Genomic DNA, 20473 nt, shown 5'->3' on the forward strand with positions numbered 1-20473 from the left:
CCGCCGCAGCCGCTCGTTCTCGACGAGCGAGCCGCGCAGCGCCTCGACGATCTCCTCGACCTTGGCATCCACCGTCGTCTCAGCCTCCGCTCAGCGTCGTGGTCCGCGCGCCGGGCGCGCCGACCGTGTCCAGGAATGTGCCGAGCACCTTGGTGAAGTGTTCCGGTTCTTCGAGGTGCGGGGCGTGGCTGGAGTGTTCGAAGATCTCCCAGCGGGCGTTCGGAATGAGGTCGTGGAAGGGGCGCACGGTGACCGGGGTGGCCTCGTCGTGGCGGCCCGAGATGACGAGGGTGGGCACGTCGACGCGGGGCAGGTGGTCGATCACCGACCAGTCGCGCAGGCTGCCGATGACGTGGAACTCGTTGGGCCCGTTCATGGTGCGGTACACCGTCGGGTCGGTGACGGCCTCCAGGTACGAGGCCATGAGTTCGCCCGGCCACGGGTCGAGGCGGCACACGTGGCGGCTGTAGAAGACGAGCATGGCCTCCAGGTACTCATCGCTGTCGGTGGTGCCAGCGGCCTCGTGGCGCCGCAGTGTCTCGTCCACACCGGGCGGCAGCTGGGCGCGCAGCACGTCCATCTCCGACAGCCACAGCGGGTAGGAGGCGGGGGCGTTGGCGACGACGAGGCCGCGCAGCCCGGCGGGGCGGGTGGAGGCGTGCCAGGCGGCCAGCATTCCGCCCCATGACTGCCCGAACAGGATGTAGTTGTCGGCGATGCCGAGCCGGTGCAGCAGGTTGTCCAGCTCGTCGCGGAAGAGCTGAGGGGTCCAGAAACCGGGGTCGGCGTCCGGCAGATGAGTGGAGCCGCCGTTGCCGATCTGGTCGTAGTGCACCACGGGCCAGCCGTGTTCGGCGAAGGAGGCCAGCCGGATCAGATAGTCGTGTGTGGACCCGGGGCCGCCGTGGACGACGACGAGCGCCGGGCGGCCCGATCCCGGCTGTCCGGTGACGCGGTACCAGGTGCGGTACTGCCGGAAGGGGACGGTTCCTTTGGCCGTGGGCGTGGGCGCCATGTCTCAAACCACCTCGGTTCGGGTCCTGCTCAGCAGCGGTCGCGTGTACGTCGGTCGCGGGTCAGTCGAGCGTCGTCAGCCACTCGTCGATGGCCCGGGCGGTCGTCGGGGCGTGTTTCTGCCCGAGTGAGAAGTGGTCGCCCGGCACGGTGCGCAGCGTGTGCTCCGGGTCCCAGGGCCGGGCCCGCAGCTGTGCCGGGTCGCCGCCCTCGGGCGGTTTGACGAACGGCTCGGTGGCCTGGACGAACAGGGTCGGCGCGGCCAGCGGTACGGGGTCGAAATCCCCCAGCACCCCGAAGTAGTGCGGCATCGCCGACAGCCGCGCCGCGTCGTACGGGCCGAAGGCCGACTCCATCGCCAGCACGTTCAGCATGAGCTGGTCGAACCCGACCTTCATCGCGTCGTCGTCGACGCGGAAGGTGTCGATCAGGATCAGCCCGGCGGGCGGGACCCCCACCACCTCCTCCAGATGCCGGGCGAGAACGTGGCCGATGATGCCGCCGGAGGAGTAGCCGAGCAGCGCGAACGGCTCACCCTCGGCCACCGCCAGGACGGCGTCGGCCAGCACCCGCGACAGCGCCTCGGCGGAGGCGGGCAGCGGCTCGTCCCGTACGAATCCGGGCAGCGGGAGCGCCGATACCTGGCGGATGTCCCGGAACTCCGCACCCAGCCGGGCGTGTTGGTGCACCCCACCGGCCGCCATGGGCGTGGCCAGGCAGATCAGCCGGGTACGGCGCGGACCGTCGGCCAGCCGCACCGCCTGCGGTACGCGGTCGAGGTCGCCGGGCGCGGCGAACCGGGGCCGCAGCGCCGCGACGGCCGACATCAGCGCCAGCGCGCCGGAGGTGTCACCGGCGTGGACGGCCCGCCGGAACATGCCGGTGGCGGTCTCGTCCGGCTCTTTCTCCGGCGCTGTCTCTGTCTCTGCTTGCGGCTGCGGCTCGGTGGCGGGGAGTCCTGCCAGCTCATCGGCGACGAGACGGGCCAGCCGGGCCGGGTTCTTGCTGTCGAACACCGCCATCGCGGGCAGCTTCAGCCCGGTGGCGGCGTTCAGCGCGGTCCGCAGCTCCATCGCGGTGAGCGAGTCGAACCCGGACTCCAGGAAGTCACGCTCGGGATCGACCGCCTCGGGGCCACTGTGCCCGAGCACCGCGGCGGCCAGGCTCAGCACCAGATCGCGCAGCGCTCCCTCCCGCCGCTCGGCGGGCATCGCCACCAGCTCGCGCCGCAGCGCCGCCGGATCGGCCACCGCCGCCGTACGTCGTGAGGTGGCCGGGACCAAGCCGCGCAGCAGCACGGGGAGTTCGCCGCCGGTCCCGCTCCGCAGCGTCCTCAGGTTCAGCCCCATCGGCACCAGCACCGGTTCGGTACGGGCGGACGCGGCGTCGAACAGCGCGAGGCCATCGGCCGACGACAGCGCGGGCATGCCCTGGCGGCGCAGCCGCCGAAGGTCGGCCTCGCTCAGGCCGCTCGCCATGCCGCCACCGCCCGCCATGCCACCGGTGTCCGCCCACAGACCCCAGGCGAGGGACTGCGCGGGCAGCCCCTCGGCGTGGCGGTGTGCGGCGAGCGCGTCGAGGAATGTGTTGGCGGCGGCGTAGTTGCCCTGGCCGGGTGCGCCGAGCACCCCCGCCGACGACGAGAACAGCACGAAGGCGCCCAGGTCATGGTCGCGGGTGAGGTCGTGGAGGTTGAGCGCGCCGTCCACCTTGGGACGTAGCACCTGGTCGAGGCTGTCCGTCGTCAGGTTGGCGATCAGGCCGTCCGCCAGCACCCCGGCCGTGTGCACGACGGCGCCGAGCGGGCGATCGGCGAGCAGCGCCCTCAGGGCCTCACGGTCCGCCACGTCGCAGGCCGCGATCTCGACCGTCGCACCGAGGCCGGTCAGCTCCTGCCGCAGTTCGACCGCGCCCTCGGCGGCCATGCCGCGACGGCTGGTCAGCAGCAGGTCACGGACGCCGTGCTCGGCGACCAGATGGCGGGCGACGAGGGCGCCGAGACCGCCCGTGCCGCCGGTGATCAGCACGGTCCCCAACTGGCCCCAGTGGGTGGTGTGTTCCGGGTCGGCGGGGGTGCGGGCCAGGCGGGGTACGAGGATGGCGTCGCCCTGGATCCACAGTTCCGGTTCGCCGGAGGCGATGGCGCGGCCGATCGCCTCCGGGTCGCCGTGGCCATCCGTGTCGAGCAGCGCGAAACGCTCCGGATCCTCCGCGTGGGCGGCACGGACCAGGCCCTTCACGGCCGCGTGGGCGAGGTCACCGCCACGGGTGACCACCATGAGCCTGCGGTCGGCGAACCGTTCGTCCGCGAGCCAGGTCTGCAGGGCCTCTAGCGCCGCGCCGGTGACCGTTCTGACGTCGTCGGCGAGGTCGCCCGTGCCGCCGGGGAGCGTCAATGCCACCGTGGCGGGCACCGAGTCGGCGAGTTCCGCCAGGTCGGCGACCATCGTCCAGTCATCGGCTTCGACGGTGGCCATGGCAGGAACGGGCGTCCATGCCACGTGGAAGAGGGAGTCGGCAGGCTTCGGGGACGCTGATGCCAGACTTTCGGCCGAGACCTCCCGCGCGATCAGCGAATCCACGGACGCCACCGGCCGCCCCTGGGCGTCGGCGATCCGCAGTTCCGTCGCGCCCTCGCCCTTGGGCGTGAGCCGGACACGCGCGGCCGTGGCGCCGGAGGCGTACAGTCGGACACCCTTCCAGGCGAACGGCAGCATCGTCGCGTCGTCGTCACCCGAGCCGAGCAGCACCGCGTGCAGCGCGGAGTCGAGCAGCGCCGGATGCAGCACGAAACGCCCGGCACCGGCCGCGTCGTCGAGCGCCACTTCGGCGAAGGTCTCGTCGCCGAGGCGCCAGGCCGCCTTGAGTCCCTGGAACGCCGGGCCGTACACGAATCCGATGTCCCGGAAGCGCTCGTACGCGTCGTCGGTGGCGATCCTCGTGGCCTCGGGTGGTGGCCACTGCGTCAGGTGATCGGAGAGCGGCGGCGCGGCGGCGGTGTCCTCGGGCGTCAGCATACCCTCGGCGTGCAGGGTCCAGTCCGCCTCCGCCTCGGTGTCCTCGGTCTGCGCGTGCAGAGTGAGGGGGCGGCGGCCGGTGGCGCCGTCCGGTTCGCCGACCGTCAGCCGCAGCCGCACACCGCCGCTCTCGGGCAGGGCCAGCGGCGCGTGCAGCGTCAGTTCCTCGAGGACGCGGCAACCGACCTGGTCGCCCGCGCGGAGTGCCAGTTCGACGTACGCGGTCCCGGGCAGCAGCGTGGTGCCGAGCACAGCGTGGTCGGCCAGCCAGGGCTGGGTGTCCGTCGACAGCCGCCCCGTGAACACCACGGTCTCGGAGCCCGGCACCGCCACTTCGGCGCTCAGCAGCGGGTGATCGAGCGCGCTGAGACCCATGGACACCGCGTCTCGCCTGACCGTCCCGGCCACCGGCTCCGACAGCCAGTACCGGCTTCGCTGAAAGGCATAGGTGGGCAGATCGACGCGGTGCGCCCCCCGCCCCGCGAAGAGGGCGGTCCAATCAGGGGAGGCGCCCGTGGTGTGCAGCTGCGCGACCGCCGTGAGCAGCGTCGCGGCCTCGGAGCGGTCGCGGCGCAGAGCGGCGGCCGTGGTGGCGTCCGGCGCGGTCTGCCGGGCCATGGCGGTGAGGATGCCGTCCGGCCCGATCTCCAGGAACCGGGTCACGCCGTCGGCGTGCAGTTGCCGTACGTCATCGGCGAACCGCACCGCTTCCCGCACATGCCGCACCCAGTACTCCGCCGACGCCACATCCTTGACGAAACGGACCACCGGCTCGCGATACTCCACAGCCTCCGCGACCTTGCGGAACTCCTCCACCATCGGATCCATCAGGGGTGAATGGAACGCGTGCGAGACGGACAGACGGCGCGTCTTACGGTCCTTGAATCGCTCGGACACCACCGCCACCGCGTCCTCGGCGCCCGAAATCACCACCGAGGAAGGACCGTTGACCGCCGCAATCCCCACCTCACCCTCCAGCAGCGGCGCCACTTCCTCCTCCATGGCCTGGATCGCCACCATGGCCCCGCCCGACGGCAGCGCCCCCATCAGCCGCCCCCGCGCCGTGATCAGCCGCGTGGCGTCCTCCAGTCTCAGCACGCCCCCGACATGGGCGGCGGCCAGCTCCCCGATGGAGTGACCGGCCAGGAAGTCCGGCCGCAGCCCCCAGGACTCCACCAGCCGATACAACGCCACCTCCAGCGCGAAGATCGCGGGCTGAGTGAACTCCGTACGCTCCAACGCCGCCGCGTCCTCACCCCACATCACCTCCCGCAACGACAGCCCCGACACCTCACACACCGCGTCGAACGCCGCTGCGAACACCGGAAACGCCTCATACAACTCCCGCCCCATTCCCAGGCGTTGACTCCCCTGCCCGGTGAACAGGAACGCCACCTTGCCCTCGCGGGCCCTGCCGGTGACCACGGACGGCGACGGGGTGGCCCGGGCCAGCGTGGTGAGGCCCGCGAGGAGGGTCGTACGGTCGTCGGCGACGATCGCCGCGCGGTATTCGAGGGCCGCGCGGCCGGTTGCCAGCGAGAAGGCCACGTCCGTGGGGGCCAGTTCCGGGCGTTCCCCCAGGTGGGAGTGGAGGTGTTCGGCCTGGGCCCGCAGCGCCTCCGGGCTCCTGGCCGACAGGATCCACAGGACGGGTCCGGCGCTCCCCACGACCGGCGGGGCGTCCTCTTCAGCGGACGGCGGCGCCTCCTCGATGATGACGTGGGCGTTCGTCCCGCTGATACCGAAGGACGACACGCCCGCGCGGCGCGGGCGCCCCTCGTCCGGCCACTCCCGCGCCTCGGACAGCAGCCGGACCTCGCCGCCCGCCCAGTCCACCTGCGGTGTCGGCTCGTCCACGTGCAGCGTCCTCGGCATGACGCCGTGCCGCATCGCCTGGACGACCTTGATGATGCCCGCCACGCCCGCCGCCGCCTGGGTGTGGCCGATGTTCGACTTGATCGAGCCGAGCCACAGCGGGCGGTCCCGCTCCTGGCCGTACGTGGCGAGCAGGGCCTGCGCCTCGATGGGGTCGCCGAGCGTCGTGCCCGTGCCGTGCCCCTCGATGAGATCGACCTGATCGGCGGAGACCCGGGCGTGGGCCAGGGCCTGCTTGATCACACGTTGCTGGGCCGGGCCGTTGGGGGCGGTCAGACCGTTGCTGGCGCCGTCCTGGTTGAGGGCGCTCCCCCGTACGACGGCCAGCACCGGGTGGCCGTTGCGGCGCGCGTCCGACAGCCGCTCGACCAGCAGCATGCCCACGCCCTCGCCCCAGCCGGTGCCATCGGCGGCCGCCGCGTACGACTTGCAGCGGCCATCGGGCGCCAGCCCGCGCTGGTGGCTGAACTCGATGAACGTCTCGGGCGTCGCCATCACCGTGACGCCGCCCGCGAGCGCGAGCGAGCACTCCCCCGACCGCAGCGCCTGGACCGCCCAGTGCAGGGCCACCAGGGAGGACGAGCAGGCGGTGTCCACGGTGACGGCCGGGCCCTCCAGACCGAGGGCGTACGCGACGCGGCCGGAGGCGATCGCGCCCGTACTGCTGTTGTAGGTGTAGTCGTGGTACATCATCCCGGCGAACACACCGGTCGGGCTGCCCCTGAGCGTCGTCGGATCGATGCCCGCCCGCTCCAGCACCTCCCAGGACGCCTCCAGCAGCAACCGCTGCTGCGGGTCCATGACCATCGCCTCGTTCGGCGCGATCCCGAAGAACTCGGCGTCGAACTCGGCCGCGTCGTACAGGAACGCCCCTTCCCGGCTGTACGTCTTGCCGGGGCGGCCGGGCTCGGGATCGTAGATGCCCTGCTCGTCCCAGCCACGGTCGGTGGGGAAGCGCGACACGGCGTCGGTCCCGTCCGCGACCAGCCGCCACAGCTCCTCGGGCGAGGCCGCGCCGGGGTAGCGGCAGCTCATCGCCACGATCGCGACGGGTTCGCGGGAGGCGGCCTGCAGGGCGCGGTTGCGGGCGCGCAGGCTCTCGGTCTCCTTGAGCGACGCGCGCAGCGCCGCCACGAGTTGGTGGTCGGTGTCGGCCATCGTGTCCTCAGGCTTCTCGCGTCGCGTCGTCCAGGGCGGTGTCCTGCAGCGCCATGCTGATGAGGGTTTCGGTGTCCATCGCGTCGATCGCGTCCGTCTGCTCCGCCACCGGAGTGGCCGTGGCGGGGGCGGCACCGGCGAGTTCGAGCAGGGTGTCCATCAGGCCCGCGTCGTGCAGCCGGGTGAGCGGGATCGAGGCGAGCAGACGGCGGACCCTCTCCTCCTCGTCGGCGCCCGCGCCACCGTCTGCGTCGTCGGACGCCAGTTCCGTGGTGAGGTGTTCGGCCAGCACCCGGGCGTTGGGGTAGTCGAAGATCAGGGTGGGTGGCAGCCGCAGCCCGGTGGCGGCGTTGACGGCGTTGCGGAATTCCACCGCCCCCAGCGAGTCGAATCCGAGGTCGCCGAAGGCCCGCTCGGGTTCGATGGCCTCCGGGCCCGCGTGTCCCAGAACGGCGGCCGCATGGGTACGGACGAGGGTGAGCAGTGCGTCGTACCGTTCGTCGGCGGGCAGTGCGGCCAGCCGCTGCCGCAGTTCGGCCGACCTTCCCTCGTCGTGCCGCGCCGACACGGCCCGCCGCGCTGAGCCGCGTACCAGGCCGCGCAGCATCGGGGGTACCTCGGTCGCGGTCAGCGCCTTGGAGTCCAGGCTCACGGGGACCAGGGCGGGGGCGGCGAGTGCGCAGGCCGTGTCGAAGAGCTTGAGCCCTTCGGCGGGCGACAGCCCCAGCAGGCCCGTACGGCCGATGCGCTGCCGGTCGTGGTCCGCCAGCTCCCCGGCCATCCCGGCGTCCGTTGCCCACAGGCCCCAGGCCAGGGACTGGGCGGGCAGGCCCTGGGCGCGGCGGTGTACGGCCAGGGCGTCCAGGAACGCGTTGGCCGCCGCGTAGTTGCCCTGCCCGGGCGCGCCGACCGCGCCCGCCGCCGAGGAGAACAGCACGAACGCGCTCAGGTCCATCTCGCGCGTCAGCTCGTGCAGATGCAGCGCCGCGTCCACCTTCGGACGCAGCACCCGGTCCACCCGCTCGGGCGTGAGCGACGCGATCACCCCGTCGTCCAGCACACCCGCCGCGTGGACGACGCCGGTGAGCGTACGCCCGGCCAGCAGCGCGGCCAGCGCCTCACGGTCGGCGACGTCGCACGCCGCCACTTCCACCTCGGCGCCCAGCCCCGTCAGCTCCGCCACCAGCTCCGCCGCGCCCGGTGCGGCCACGCCACGGCGGCTGGTCAGCAGCAGCCGCCGGACCCCGTGTCCGGTGACCAGATGGCGCGCCACCAGCCCGCCCAGCGCGCCCGACGCGCCCGTGATCAGCACCGTGTCGCCGAAGACGGACGACGGTTCGGACTCCGTCACCGAGGCGGCGCGCAGCCGTGGTGTGGAGACCTTGCCGTCCCGGACCGCCACCTGCGGCTCCCCCGCCGCCAACGCCAGCGCGATGTCCGCGTCGTCCACCGCACCGGCCCCGGCCACGTCGACCAGGACGAACCGCCCCGGGTCCTCCGACTGGGCGCTGCGCACCAGACCCCACACCGCCGCACCGGCCAGATCGGTGATGTCCTCACCGGCCACGGACACCGCACCCCGGGTGACGACCGCCAGGGTGCCGGTCTCGGAGGATTGGAGCGCGGTCAGTGCGGACCGCAGCGTGGACCGGACATCGTCGCCCTCGGGCCGCCACACCGTGATGTCGCCATGACCCTGTACGGCCGCCGCCACGGGTGTCCATTCCACCTGGAACAGCGAGTCGACGCGGGCGAGCGACGGTGCCGCCATCGGGCGCAGGGTCAGGGAGTCCACGGAGATGACCGGTCGTCCCGTGCCGTCCACGGCCTCCAGCGTGACCTGGTCCTGGCCCGCTGACGTCACCCGTACGCGGAGCACATCGGCGCCGGAGGCGTGCAGTTCCACGCCCGTCCAGGAGAAGGGAAGCACGACGCGGTCGTCGGCCGACACCAGCGGGATCGTGTGCAGGGCCGCGTCCAGCAGCGCCGGGTGCAGCCCGAACCGGTCCGCCGCGCCGGGCAGTACGACCTCGGCGAACACTTCGTCGCCACGCCGCCAGGCGGCCTTCAGCCCCTGGAAGACCGGCCCGTACGCCACTCCCGCGTCCGCCAGCGCCTCGTACAGGCCCGCCACTTCCATGGGCTCCGCCCCGGGCGGCGGCCACTGCTCCCCGGTCTTCGCACCCTCGCCGGTGGCCTGTGCAAGAGTCCCGGCGGCGTGGCGGGCCCAGGGCTGGTGGATCTCGTCCTCGCCGCGTGAGTACACCTCGACCGGTCGACGCCCCGAGCCGTCATCCGCCCCGACCAGCACTTGGAGGGCTACAGCGCCGCGTTCGGCGAGGACCAGTGGCGCCTCGATCGTCAGTTCCTCGATCCGGCCGCAACCCACCTCATCGCCCGCGCGGACCGCCAGCTCGACGAAGCCCGTACCGGGGAAGAGCAGCCCGCCGCCGACGACGTGTTCGGCGAGCCAGGGCTGTGTCCCGGCCGACAGCCGCCCGGTCAGCACGGTCTGGTCCGTGCCCGCCAGCGCGACCGCCGCGTCCAGCAACGGGTGGTCGGAGGCCTCCGGGCCGCGCCCCGACTCCAGCCAGTACGACTGCCGCTGGAAGGGGTAGGTGGGCAGGTCGACGCGGCGCGCCCCGCGCCCGCCGAGGACGGCCGACCAGTCGACCCGGACTCCGGCGGTGAACAGCCGCCCGACCGCGGTGAACAGGCTTTCCGCCTCGGGGCGGCCGCGGCGCAGCACCGCCGCCATCGTGCCCTCGGCACTCTGCCGCACCATCGCCGTCAGCACGGCATCCGGCCCGACCTCCAGGAACCGGGTCACCCCTGCGTCCCGCAGGACGCGCACATCGTCGGCGAACCGCACGGTGTCCCGCACATGGCGCACCCAGTACTCCGCCGACGCCATGTCCTTCGTCAGCCGGATGACCGGCTCACGGTAGGTGACGCTCTCGGCGACCTCCCGGAAGTCCTCCAGCATCGGGTCCATCAGCGGCGAGTGGAACGCGTGCGACACCTTCAGCCGGGTCGTCCTGCGGTCACCGAACCGCTCGGCGAGCGCGGTCACGGCGTCCTCGGCACCGGAGACGACCAGGGAGGCCGGGCCGTTGACCGCCGCGAGCGCCACCTGTTCCCCGAGGAGCGGGGTGATCTCCTCCTCGGTGGCCTCGATGGCCACCATGGCGCCACCGGGCGGCAGCGCCTGCATCAGCCGTCCGCGCGCCGTGATGAGCTGGGCCGCGTCCGCGAGATCGAACACCCCGGCCACATGGGCCGCCGCCACCTCTCCGATGGAATGCCCGGCCAGCACATCCGGTGTCATCCCCCACGACTCCAGCAGCCGGAACAGCGCCACTTCGAGTGCGAAGACGGCGGGCTGGGTGAACTCCGTGCGGCGCAGGGCGACTTCGTCGCCCCACATCACCTCGCGCAACGGCATGTCGAGCGCGTCGCACAGCTCGTCGAACGCGGCCGCGAACACCGGGAACGTGTCGTACAGCTCCCGGCCCATCCCCGCCCGCTGACTGCCCTGCCCGGTGAACAGGAACGCCAGCCTGCCTTCGGTGACCGAGCCGATGACGGTCTCGGACGCACCGATCCGCACCGCGCGGTGCTCCAGCACGGCCCGGCCCGTCGCGGCCGAGTACGCCACGTCCAGCGCGTCCTGCCCGACGGAGGCCATCCGGTCGAGCTGGGTGTCCAGCGCCGCCCGGGTCCGGGCCGACACCACCAGCGGGACGACCGGCAACTCCCGCCGCTCCGCCGGCGTTTCAGCGATATACGGGGCCTCGATATCCGGGGCTTCTTCGATGATGGCGTGGGCGTTCGTCCCGCTGATACCGAAGGACGACACGCCCGCGCGGCGCGGACGCTCGCCACGCGGCCACTCCCGCGCCTCGGTCAGCAGCCGGACCTCGCCCGCCGCCCAGTCCACCTGCGGTGTCGGCTCGTCCACGTGCAGGGTCCTCGGCAGGGTTCCGTGCCGCATCGCCTGCACCATCTTGATGACGCCAGCCACCCCGGCCGCCGCCTGGGTGTGGCCGATGTTCGACTTGATCGACCCCAGCCACAGCGGTTCCGCGCGGCCCTGGCCGTACGTGGCGAGCAGCGCCTGCGCCTCGATCGGATCGCCCAGCGTGGTGGCCGTGCCATGTGCCTCGACGGCGTCCACCTCGGCCGCCGACAGGCCCGCGTTGGCCAGCGCCTGGCGGATCACCCGCTGCTGGGAGGGGCCGTTGGGGGCGGTGAGGCCGTTGCTCGCGCCGTCCTGGTTGGTCGCGGTGCCCCGTACGACCGCCAGCACCGGGTGGCCGTTGCGGCGGGCGTCCGACAGCCGCTCGACCAGCAGCATCCCCACGCCCTCACCCCAGCCGGAGCCTTCGGCGGCGGCGGCGAAGGACCGGCACCGGCCGTCCCGGGACAGGCCGCGCTGCTCGCTGAACTCGATGAAGTTGTCCGGCGTGGCCATCACGGTGACACCGCCCGCGAGGGCGAGGGTGCATTCGCCCGACCGCAGCGCCTGGGCGGCGAGGTGCAGCGCGACCAGGGAGGACGAGCACGCGGTGTCGACGGTGACGGCCGGGCCCTCCAGGCCGAGGGTGTAGGCGACGCGGCCGGAGACGATGGCGCCCGTGCTGCTGTTCTGGCTGTAATCGTGGTACATCATCCCGGCGAACACGCCGGTCGGGCTGCCCTTGAGCGTCGTCGGATCGATCCCGGCGCGCTCCAGCACCTCCCAGGACGTCTCCAGCAGCAACCGCTGCTGCGGGTCCATGACCATCGCCTCGTTCGGCGCGATCCCGAAGAAGGCGGGGTCGAACTCGGCCGCGCCGTACAGGAATCCGCCCTGGTCGACGTAGGTGGTCCGGGGCCGGGTGGCCGTGGGGTCGTAGATCCGCTCCAGGTTCCAGCCCCGGTTGTCGGGGAAGGCCGAGATGGCGTCCGTCCCGTCGTCCACCAGCCGCCACAGGTCCTCCGGCGAGGCCACCCCGCCGGGATAGCGGCAGGCCATGCCGATGATGGCGATCGGATCGTCACCGTCGCCCGGGGGTGCGACCGGCGTGACGTGGCCCTCGTGCACGGTCCCCGACAACTCGTCCAGCAGATGGCGCGCGAGCACGGCGGGGGTCGGGTAGTCGAACACCAACGTGACCGGAAGGCGCAGGCCCGTGGTCTGGCCCAGCGCGTTGCGCAGTTCCATCGCGGCCAGCGAGTCGACGCCCAGGTCGCGGAACGCCCGCTCCGGGTCGACGTCCTGCGGTCCGGCGTAGCCGAGCGTCATGGCGGCCTGGGCACGGACCAGGGTCTGCAGCGTGTCCAGCCGCTGGTCCTCGGTCAGGCCCACCAGCCGCTGGCGGAGCCCGTCCGCGTCGGCCCGGGTCCGGGCGGTGCCCCGGGTGACGACGGGCACAAGACCGCGCAGCAGCTCCGGCACCGAGCCGCTGGCGCGGACCGCCGCGAGGTCGAGTTTCACGGGGACGAGCGCGGCGGGTGCGTCCTCCCGCGCCGAGTGTGCCCGTACCGCCGCGTCGAAAAGTGCCAGGCCCTCGCGGTGGGACAGCGGGAGGATGCCACCGCGGGCCATACGGGACCGGTCGGTGTCGCCCAGGCTTCCGGCCATTCCGGAGCTGGTCTGCCACACGCCCCACGCCAGGGACTGGGCGGGCAGGCCCTGGGCGCGGCGGTGTGCGGCCAGGGCGTCCAGGAACGCGTTGGCCGCCGCGTAGTTGCCCTGGCCCGGCGAGCCGATCACCCCGGCGGCCGAGGAGAACAGCACGAACGCGCTCAGGTCCATGTCGCGCGTCAGCTCGTGCAGATGCAGCGCCGCGTCCACCTTCGGACGCATCACCCGGTCCACCCGCTCGGGCGTCAGCGAGGTGATCACACCGTCATCCAGCACACCCGCCGCGTGCACCACACCCGACAGCTTGCGGCCCGCCAGCAGCGCGGCCACGGCCGCCCGGTCGGCGACATCACACGCGGCGACCTCCACCTCGGCCCCGAGTCCGGTCAGCTCCGCCACCAGCTCGGCAGCGCCGGGCGTGTCCGCGCCCCGGCGGCCGGTCAGCAGCAGCCGCCGCACGCCGTACTCGGTGACGAGATGCCGGGCCACCAGTGCGCCCAGCACCCCTACCCCGCCGGTGATGAGCACCGCGTCGCCGAACACCGGCGCCTGGCCGTCCGTGTCTGCCACGTCCGTCAGCCGGGCGAGCCGGGGCGCGTAGAGGGTGTTGCCACGTGCCACGATCCGGGGCTCTCCAGTCGCCCACGCCGACGCGATGACGGCGTCGTCCGCCCCGTCCACCGGTTCGTCCAGGTCGACCAGGACGAACCGGCCGGGGTCCTCGGTCTGGGCGCTGCGGACCAGGCCCCAGACCGCCGCCCCGGCCAGATCGGGGGCGTCCTCGCCGGTCACCGGCACCGCGCCCCGCGTGACCACCACCAGACGGGAGGTGGCGGATTGCAGGGCCTCCAGCGCCTGGTTGACCGCCGTACGCACATCGGCTCCGGCGGCGACGCGCAGCACCTCCAGGTCGGCGGTCTCTGTGGAGGTGTCCCCGCCACTGGGAAGCGGTGCCAGGGCGACGTGGTAGAGCGATTCGGTGCGGGGACGGGCCCGTACGGCGGTGAGCGGGCGCAGCACCAGGGAGTCGATGGTGGCGACGGGTTCGCCGGTCGCGTCGGCGATCGTCAGGGCCACGACGCCGTGCTGGCGCGGGGTGACACGTACCCGTAGCGCACCCGCGCCGGAGGCGTGCAGTTCCACGCCCGACCAGGCGAACGGCAGCAGGGCCGCGTCGCCGGTGCCCGCCGGGGAGAGGCCGATCGCGTGCAGGCCCGCGTCGAGCAGGGCCGGGTGCAGTCCGAAGCCATCCGGCTCGGCGTCGTCCGGCAGGGCGATCTCGGCGAACACCTCGTCCCCGGCCCGCCAGGCCGCCCGTAGTCCCTGGAAGGTCGGCCCGTACGCCAGGCCCATGCCGACCAACTCCCCGTACAGGGTGGTGACATCGAGGTCCAGCGGCTCGGCGCCGGGTGGCGGCCAGGCGGTCAGGCCGCTGCCACCGGCCGGGGTGGCCGCGGTCAGCAGACCGGTGGCATGGCGGTTCCAGGGCAGGTCGATGGCGTCCTGGCCACGGGAGTACACCGTGACCGCGCGGCGGCCCGCCTCGTCCGGTGTGCCGAAGACGACCTGTACGGCCACTCCGCCGCGCTCGGTGAGGACCAGCGGTTCGTGGAGGGTCAGTTCCTCGATCCGGCCGCAGCCGACCTCGTCGCCCGCGCGCACCGCCAGCTCCACGAACCCGGTGCCGGGGAAGAGGACCGAGCCGTCGATGACGTGGTCGGCCAGCCAGGGCTGGGTCCCGGTCGACAGCCGCCCGGTGAGCACCACCTCGTCCGAGTCCGCGAGCGTGACCATCGCGCCCAGCAGCGGGTGGCCGAGCGGCCCCAGTCCCATCGAGGCCGCGTCGGCGCCCGCCACCTGGTCGGTGAGCCAGTAGCGGCGGTGCTGGAAGGGGTACGTCGGCAACTCCACCTGCCGGGCGCCGGATCCGGCGAACACCTTCTCCCAGCCGACGGCCACGCCGTGGGTGTGGGCCTGGGCCAGGACGGTCAGGAAGCGGTCCAGGCCACCGTCGTCGCGGCGCAGGGTGCCGATCGCGGTGTGTTCCATACTGGGTGCCAGCACCGGGTGCGGGCTGGCCTCGATGAACACGTCCATGCCCCGCTCGGTGAGCAGGCCGATCACCCGGTCGAACTCCACGGTCTGCCGCAGGTTCCGGTACCAGTAGCCCGCGTCAAGACCCGTGGTGTCCATGAGGTCGCCGGTCACGGTGGAGTAGAAGGGGATGTGCGCGGCGCGGGGCCGGACCGGCGCCAGCACCTCCAGCAGTTCCTGCTCGATCCGCTCCACCTGGGCCGAGTGCGAGGCGTAGTCCACCGGGATCCGCCGCGCCCGCACCTCCTCCGCCTCACACGCGGCGAGCAGTTCCTCCAGGGCGTCCACCTCGCCCGAGACCACGGTGGAGGCGCCGCCGTTCACCGCCGCGACGGACGTACGGTCGCCCCAGCGCGCGAGGCGCCGTTCCACCTCCTCCCGGGGCAGCGCGACGGACACCATGCCGCCCTGGCCGGACAGCGCGGGCAGCGCCCTGCTGCGCAGCGCCACCACCCGGGCCCCGTCCGCCAACGACAGCGCTCCGGCCACGGTGGCGGCGGCGATCTCCCCCTGGGAGTGGCCCACCACGGCGACGGGCTCCACGCCGTAGTGCCGCCACAGCGCCGCGAGCGACACCATCACCGCCCACAGCACGGGCTGGACCACATCGACCCGTCGCAGCATGGCCTCGTCGCCCAGCGCGTCGCGGAGCGACCAGTCCACGAAGGGCGCCAGGGCCTCTTCACACGCGGCCATGTGCTCCGCGAACACCTCGGACGCCGCGATCAGTTCGGTGGCCATCCCCACCCACTGCGACCCCTGCCCCGGGAACACCATCACCGGGCCGGTGGCGGAGCGGGCCGCCACCACCGGGGCCTGCCCCCGCGCCACGGCGTCGAGGCCTTGCGCGATCTCCTCCGCCCGGGCGCCCACCACGGCGGCCCGGTACGCGAAGGGGGCGCGCCACGTCGCCAGCGACCACCCCACATCCGTGGGGCGCAGGCCGCCGGTCGCGTCCCGCAGTCGCCCGGCGTACGCGCGCACGGCGGCCTCGGACTTACCCGAGATCACCCAGGGCACCGCCACCGGGGGCTCCTGCGGCTCCGGCATGTCTTCGATGGGCGGGGTCGTGATGGGTGGGGCCTCTTCCAGGACCACGTGGGCGTTCGTCCCGCTGGCGCCGAACGACGACACGGCGGCGCGGCGCGGGCCGTCGCCCTCCGGCCACGCGCGGCCCTCGGTCAGCAGCCGGACGTTCCCCGCCGACCAGTCCACCTGCGGCGTCGGCTCGTCCACGTGCAGTGTCTTCGGCAACACCCCGTGCCGCATCGCCTGCACCATCTTGATCACACCGGCCACGCCCGCTGCCGCCTGCGTGTGTCCGACGTTCGACTTGACGGAACCCAGCCACAGCGGCCGGTCGTCCGGACGCTCCAGTCCGTACGTGGCGAGCAGCGCCTGCGCCTCGATCGGATCGCCCAGCGTCGTCCCGGTGCCGTGTGCCTCCACCGCGTCCACATCGGCCGCCGACAGGCCCGCGTTCGTCAGCGCCTGCTGGATGACCCGGCGCTGGGACGGGCCGTTCGGCGCGGTCAGGCCGTTGCTGGCGCCGTCCTGGTTGACGGCGCTGCCCCGTACGACCGCCAGCACCCGGTGGCCGTTGCGGCGCGCCTCCGACAGCCGCTCCAGCACCAGCACGCCGACGCCCTCGCCCCACCCGGTGCCGTCGGCCGCCGCGGCGAACGCCTTGCACCGGCCGTCCACCGACAGGCCACGCTGGCGGCTGAACTCCACGAAGGTGACCGGTGTCGACATGACCGTCACCCCACCGGCCAGCGCCAGCGAGCATTCACCGCCGCGCAGCGCCCTGACCGCCATGTCGAGCGCGACCAGCGACGACGAACACGCGGTGTCGACCGTCACCGCCGGGCCCTCAAGACCGAGGGTGTAGGCCACCCGGCCGGACACCAGCGCGCCCGTCACACTGCTGGCCGGATAGTCGTGGTACACCAGCCCGGCGAACACCCCGGTCGCGCTGCCCTTCAGCGACAGCGGATCGATCCCGGCCCGCTCCACCGCCTCCCAGGAGGTCTCCAGCAGCAACCGCTGCTGCGGGTCCATCGCCAGCGCTTCCAGCGGGCTGATCCCGAAGAACTCCGGGTCGAAGTCGCCCGCGCCGTCGAGGAAACTGCCCTGGTCGACATAGCTGGTGTTCTCGCCCGACCCGTCCGGGGCGTACAGCGCGTCCAGGTTCCAGCCCCGGTCGGTGGGGAAATCGCCCACCGCGTCACGGCCGTCGGCGACCAGCTCCCACAGCCCCTCCGGCGTGGCCGCGCCACCGGGGAAACGGCAGGCCATCCCCACGATCGCGACCGGCTCCCGCTCCCGGTCCTCCACCTCGTGCAGACGGCGCCGGGTCTGCTGCAACTCACCGGTGGCGAGCCGCAGATACTCCCGCAGCCGGTCTTCGTTGGAGCCCTTCGACATCGTCATCAACCCATCCGTGAAAGTCCACAAGCAGACGCGGTGTCCGTCAGGACAGTCCCAGTTCCTTGTTCAGCGCCTCGAACAGCTCGTCGTCGGAAGCGTCGGAGGCGGGCGCCGAGGCGCCGTCCGGCCCGGTATCCACCACCACGCCGCTCCGGGCGTCCCGGGCCCGCCGCGACGCCGCCTCCAGCCGGGCCGTGACCTTGGCGTGGGCCGCGTCGTCGTCCGAGGCGAGCGCGGTCAGGGCGGCCTCCAGTCGGCTCAGTTCGGCCAGCAGCGGCGCGGCGCGGTCGGCCTCGGCCGGGCGCAGTCCGTCGTGCAGGAGACCGGCGACGGCGAGAGGGGTCGGGTGGTCGAAGACCAGGGTCGGCGGCAGCGCGAGACCGGTCTCGGCGTTGAGCGCGTTACGGAGTTCCACCGCACCCAGCGAGGTGAGGCCCAGCTCGTTCACCGCGCGGTCCGGCGGTACGTCATCGACGCCGTCGTGTCCCAGGACGCGCGCGACGTGGCCGCGTACCAGCTCCAGCAGGAGTTGTTCGCGGTCCGCTCCGGTCAGTCCGTTCAGCCGCCGCTCCAGCGCCTCCCGGCCGGACGACGCGCGGCGGGCCGGGGCGCGTACGAGCCCGCTGAACAGGGCGGGAAGGGCGCCCGTCCCGGCCTGTGAGCGCATCACCGCCAGGTCGAACCGGACCGGAAGTGTCACGGGTGGCCGCCCGGGCACGGTCGCCGCGTCCAGCAGCGCCAGCCCCTCTTCGGGGAGCAGCGGTGGCATTCCGGTGCGCCGGAGCCGCTGCAACTCGGCCTCGTCCATCCGGTCGGCCATGCCACCGACCTGGGTCCACGGCCCCCAGCCCAGGGACAGCGCGGGCAGCCCCTGGGCGGTGCGATACCGGGCGAGCGCGTCCAGCCAGGCGTTCGCGGCGCTGTAGTTGCCCTGTCCGGCGCCACCGAGCGTGCCCGCGATGGACGAGAAGATGACGAACGCCGAGAGGCCGTGGTCGCGGGTGAGTTCGTGCAGATGCCAGGCGGCGTCCACCTTCGGCCGCATCACCGCGTCCAGCCGCTCGGGTGTCAGCGCCCCGATCAGTACGTCGTCCACGACACCGGCCGAGTGCACGACGCCCGTCAGGGATCGCCCGGACAGCAACGTGGCCACGGCGTCCCGGTCGGCGACATCACAGGCGGCCACTTCCACCGTCGCGCCCAACTCGGTGAGTTCTTCGACGAGTTCGGCCGCGCCCGGCGTGTCCATGCCCCGGCGGCTGGTCAGCAGCAGGCTCCGTACGCCGTGCGCACCGGCCAGGTGGCGGGCGGTGAGGGCGCCGAGCCCGCTCGTACCACCGGTGATCAGGACCGTGCCGTCCGGGTTCCACGAGGGGGCGCCGTCCAGCGCGGGGACACGAGCCAGCCTGGGCACCAAGATCTCGCCACCGCGAACGGCCATCTCGGGCTCATCGAGGCGTAACGCCTCCTCGGGCAGTTCAGCGTCTCCATCCAGGTCGACCAGAACGAACCGGCCCGGGTGCTCCCCTTCCGCCGCGCGCACCAGCCCCCACACCGCCGCATGCCCCAGGTCGGTGCCATCGGTGGCGCCACGGGTGACGACCACGAGCCGCGCGGGCGCCGCCTGCGCATCATCGGTCAGCCACTTCTGGACGACGGACAGCACCTGATGGGTCAGCGCGCGGAAGCCCTCCGGAGTGGTGTCCGCTGCGGGCGGGCACGCGTAGACCACGTGAGCGCCGGTTTCAAGGTCTGCGGGTGGCGTCGGGGGCGCGATCCACTCCACGTGGAAGAGCGATTCCCGTCCTCCGGTGTGGGCCCGCACCTCCTCCGCGGACAGGGCGCGTGTCCCGGCCGACTCCACCGACAGGTCCGGACGTCCTTCCTCATCGATACGCACGGAGGCCCCGCGCCACGCGTGGGCGAGGGTCGCTTCGCCATCGGTGTGCACCCCGGCGGCCTCTGCGGCGGCGTCGAGCATGGCGGCGTACGTGGTCTCGTCGCGGGTCCAGGAGGGTCCGTCGGGCCCGGAGGCCAGAACACCCGTGGCGTGCTTCACCCAGGCAGTCCGGCCGTCACGCCGCGCGTACACACTGACGGATCCCGCCTCGCCGACCAGGACGCGCAGCGTCATGGCGTCCTCGGTGTCGGTCACGACCAGGGGTGCGTGGAGATCAAGCTCCTCGACCCGGCCACGGCCCGTCCGCTCGGCTGCGAACAGCGCCAGTTCCAGGAACACCTGCCCGGGCACCACCACCGCGCCGAAGGCGTCGTGGTCGGCGAGCCAGGGGTGGGAGTCGAGGGACAACCGCCCGGTGAACACGGCCCCTCCGTCCTCGGGCAGCTCCACCATCGAGGTCAGGAGTGGATGGTCGACCGCATCGGCCCCGGCGAGGGCGGTCGGCCGCTCGACCAGCCAGTACCGCTTGCGCTGGAACGGATACGTGGGCAACTCGACGCGCCGGGCGCCACGCCCCGCGAACACCGCACCCCAGTCCACAGCCACACCCGCCGCATGCAGCTGCCCGACCCCGGCGAACACGCTCTCCACCTCGGGACGATCGCGCCGCAGCGTGGCCGCCATCGTGCCCTCGACAGTCTGCTGCGCCATCGCCGTCAGCACTCCGTCCGGCCCGACCTCCAGGAACCGCGTAACCCCTTCGTCGCGCAGCACCCTTACGTCATCGGCGAACCGCACCGCCTCCCGCACATGCCGCACCCAGTACTCCGCCGACGCCACATCCTTGACGAAACGGACCACCGGCTCGCGGTACTCCACACTCTCCGCGACCTTGCGGAACTCCTCCACCATCGGATCCATCAAGGGTGAATGGAACGCATGCGAGACCGACAGACGGCGCGTCTTACGGTCCTTGAAACGCTCGACCACCACCGCCACCGTGCCCTCAGCACCGGACACCACCACCGACGACGGGCCGTTGACCGCCGCGATCCCCACCTCACCCTCCAGCAGCGGCGCCACTTCCTCCTCGGTGGCCTGAATCGCCACCATCGCCCCGCCAGGCGGCAACGCCCCCATCAGCCGCCCCCGCGCCGTGATCAGCCGCGCGGCGTCCTCCAGGCTCAGCACTCCCCCGACATGGGCGGCGGCCAGCTCCCCGATGGAGTGACCGGCCACGAAGTCCGGCCGCAGCCCCCACGACTCCACCAGCCGATACAACGCCACCTCCAGCGCGAAGATCGCGGGCTGAGTGAACTCCGTACGCTCCAACGCCGCCGCGTCCTCACCCCACAT

The 20473-nt window shown here is 73.0% G+C and carries 4 protein-coding genes; all 4 read right to left on the minus strand.

Annotated elements, in window-relative coordinates; all coding sequences use genetic code 11:
- Nucleotides 1-79: 79 nt before the first annotated feature.
- Nucleotides 80-1015, minus strand: a complete 936-nt coding sequence (locus ACFV9T_RS34470; protein ID WP_385446449.1) for a proline iminopeptidase-family hydrolase — start codon at nucleotides 1013-1015, stop codon at nucleotides 80-82.
- A 61-nt stretch (nucleotides 1016-1076) separates the two neighbouring features.
- Nucleotides 1077-7040, minus strand: a complete 5964-nt coding sequence (locus ACFV9T_RS34475; RefSeq protein WP_385446452.1) for a type I polyketide synthase — start codon at nucleotides 7038-7040, stop codon at nucleotides 1077-1079.
- A gap of 31 nt (nucleotides 7041-7071) precedes the next feature.
- A complete protein-coding gene (locus tag ACFV9T_RS34480) occupies nucleotides 7072-17244 on the minus strand; it encodes an SDR family NAD(P)-dependent oxidoreductase (protein WP_385446450.1) in 10173 nt (3390 codons plus the stop codon).
- A 16-nt stretch (nucleotides 17245-17260) separates the two neighbouring features.
- A partial coding sequence (locus ACFV9T_RS34485) for an SDR family NAD(P)-dependent oxidoreductase (RefSeq protein WP_385446451.1) occupies nucleotides 17261-20473 on the minus strand: 3213 nt, incomplete at its 5' end.

Origin of the sequence: Streptomyces sp. NPDC059850 (assembly GCF_042731515.1) — a bacterium.
Classification (GTDB): Bacteria; Actinomycetota; Actinomycetes; order Streptomycetales; family Streptomycetaceae; genus Streptomyces.

Coding starts and splice junctions, on each gene's coding strand:
- ACFV9T_RS34470 (WP_385446449.1), bottom strand. CDS start 1,015: ATGGCGCCCACGCCCACGGCCAAAGGAACCGTCCCCTTCCGGCAGTAC.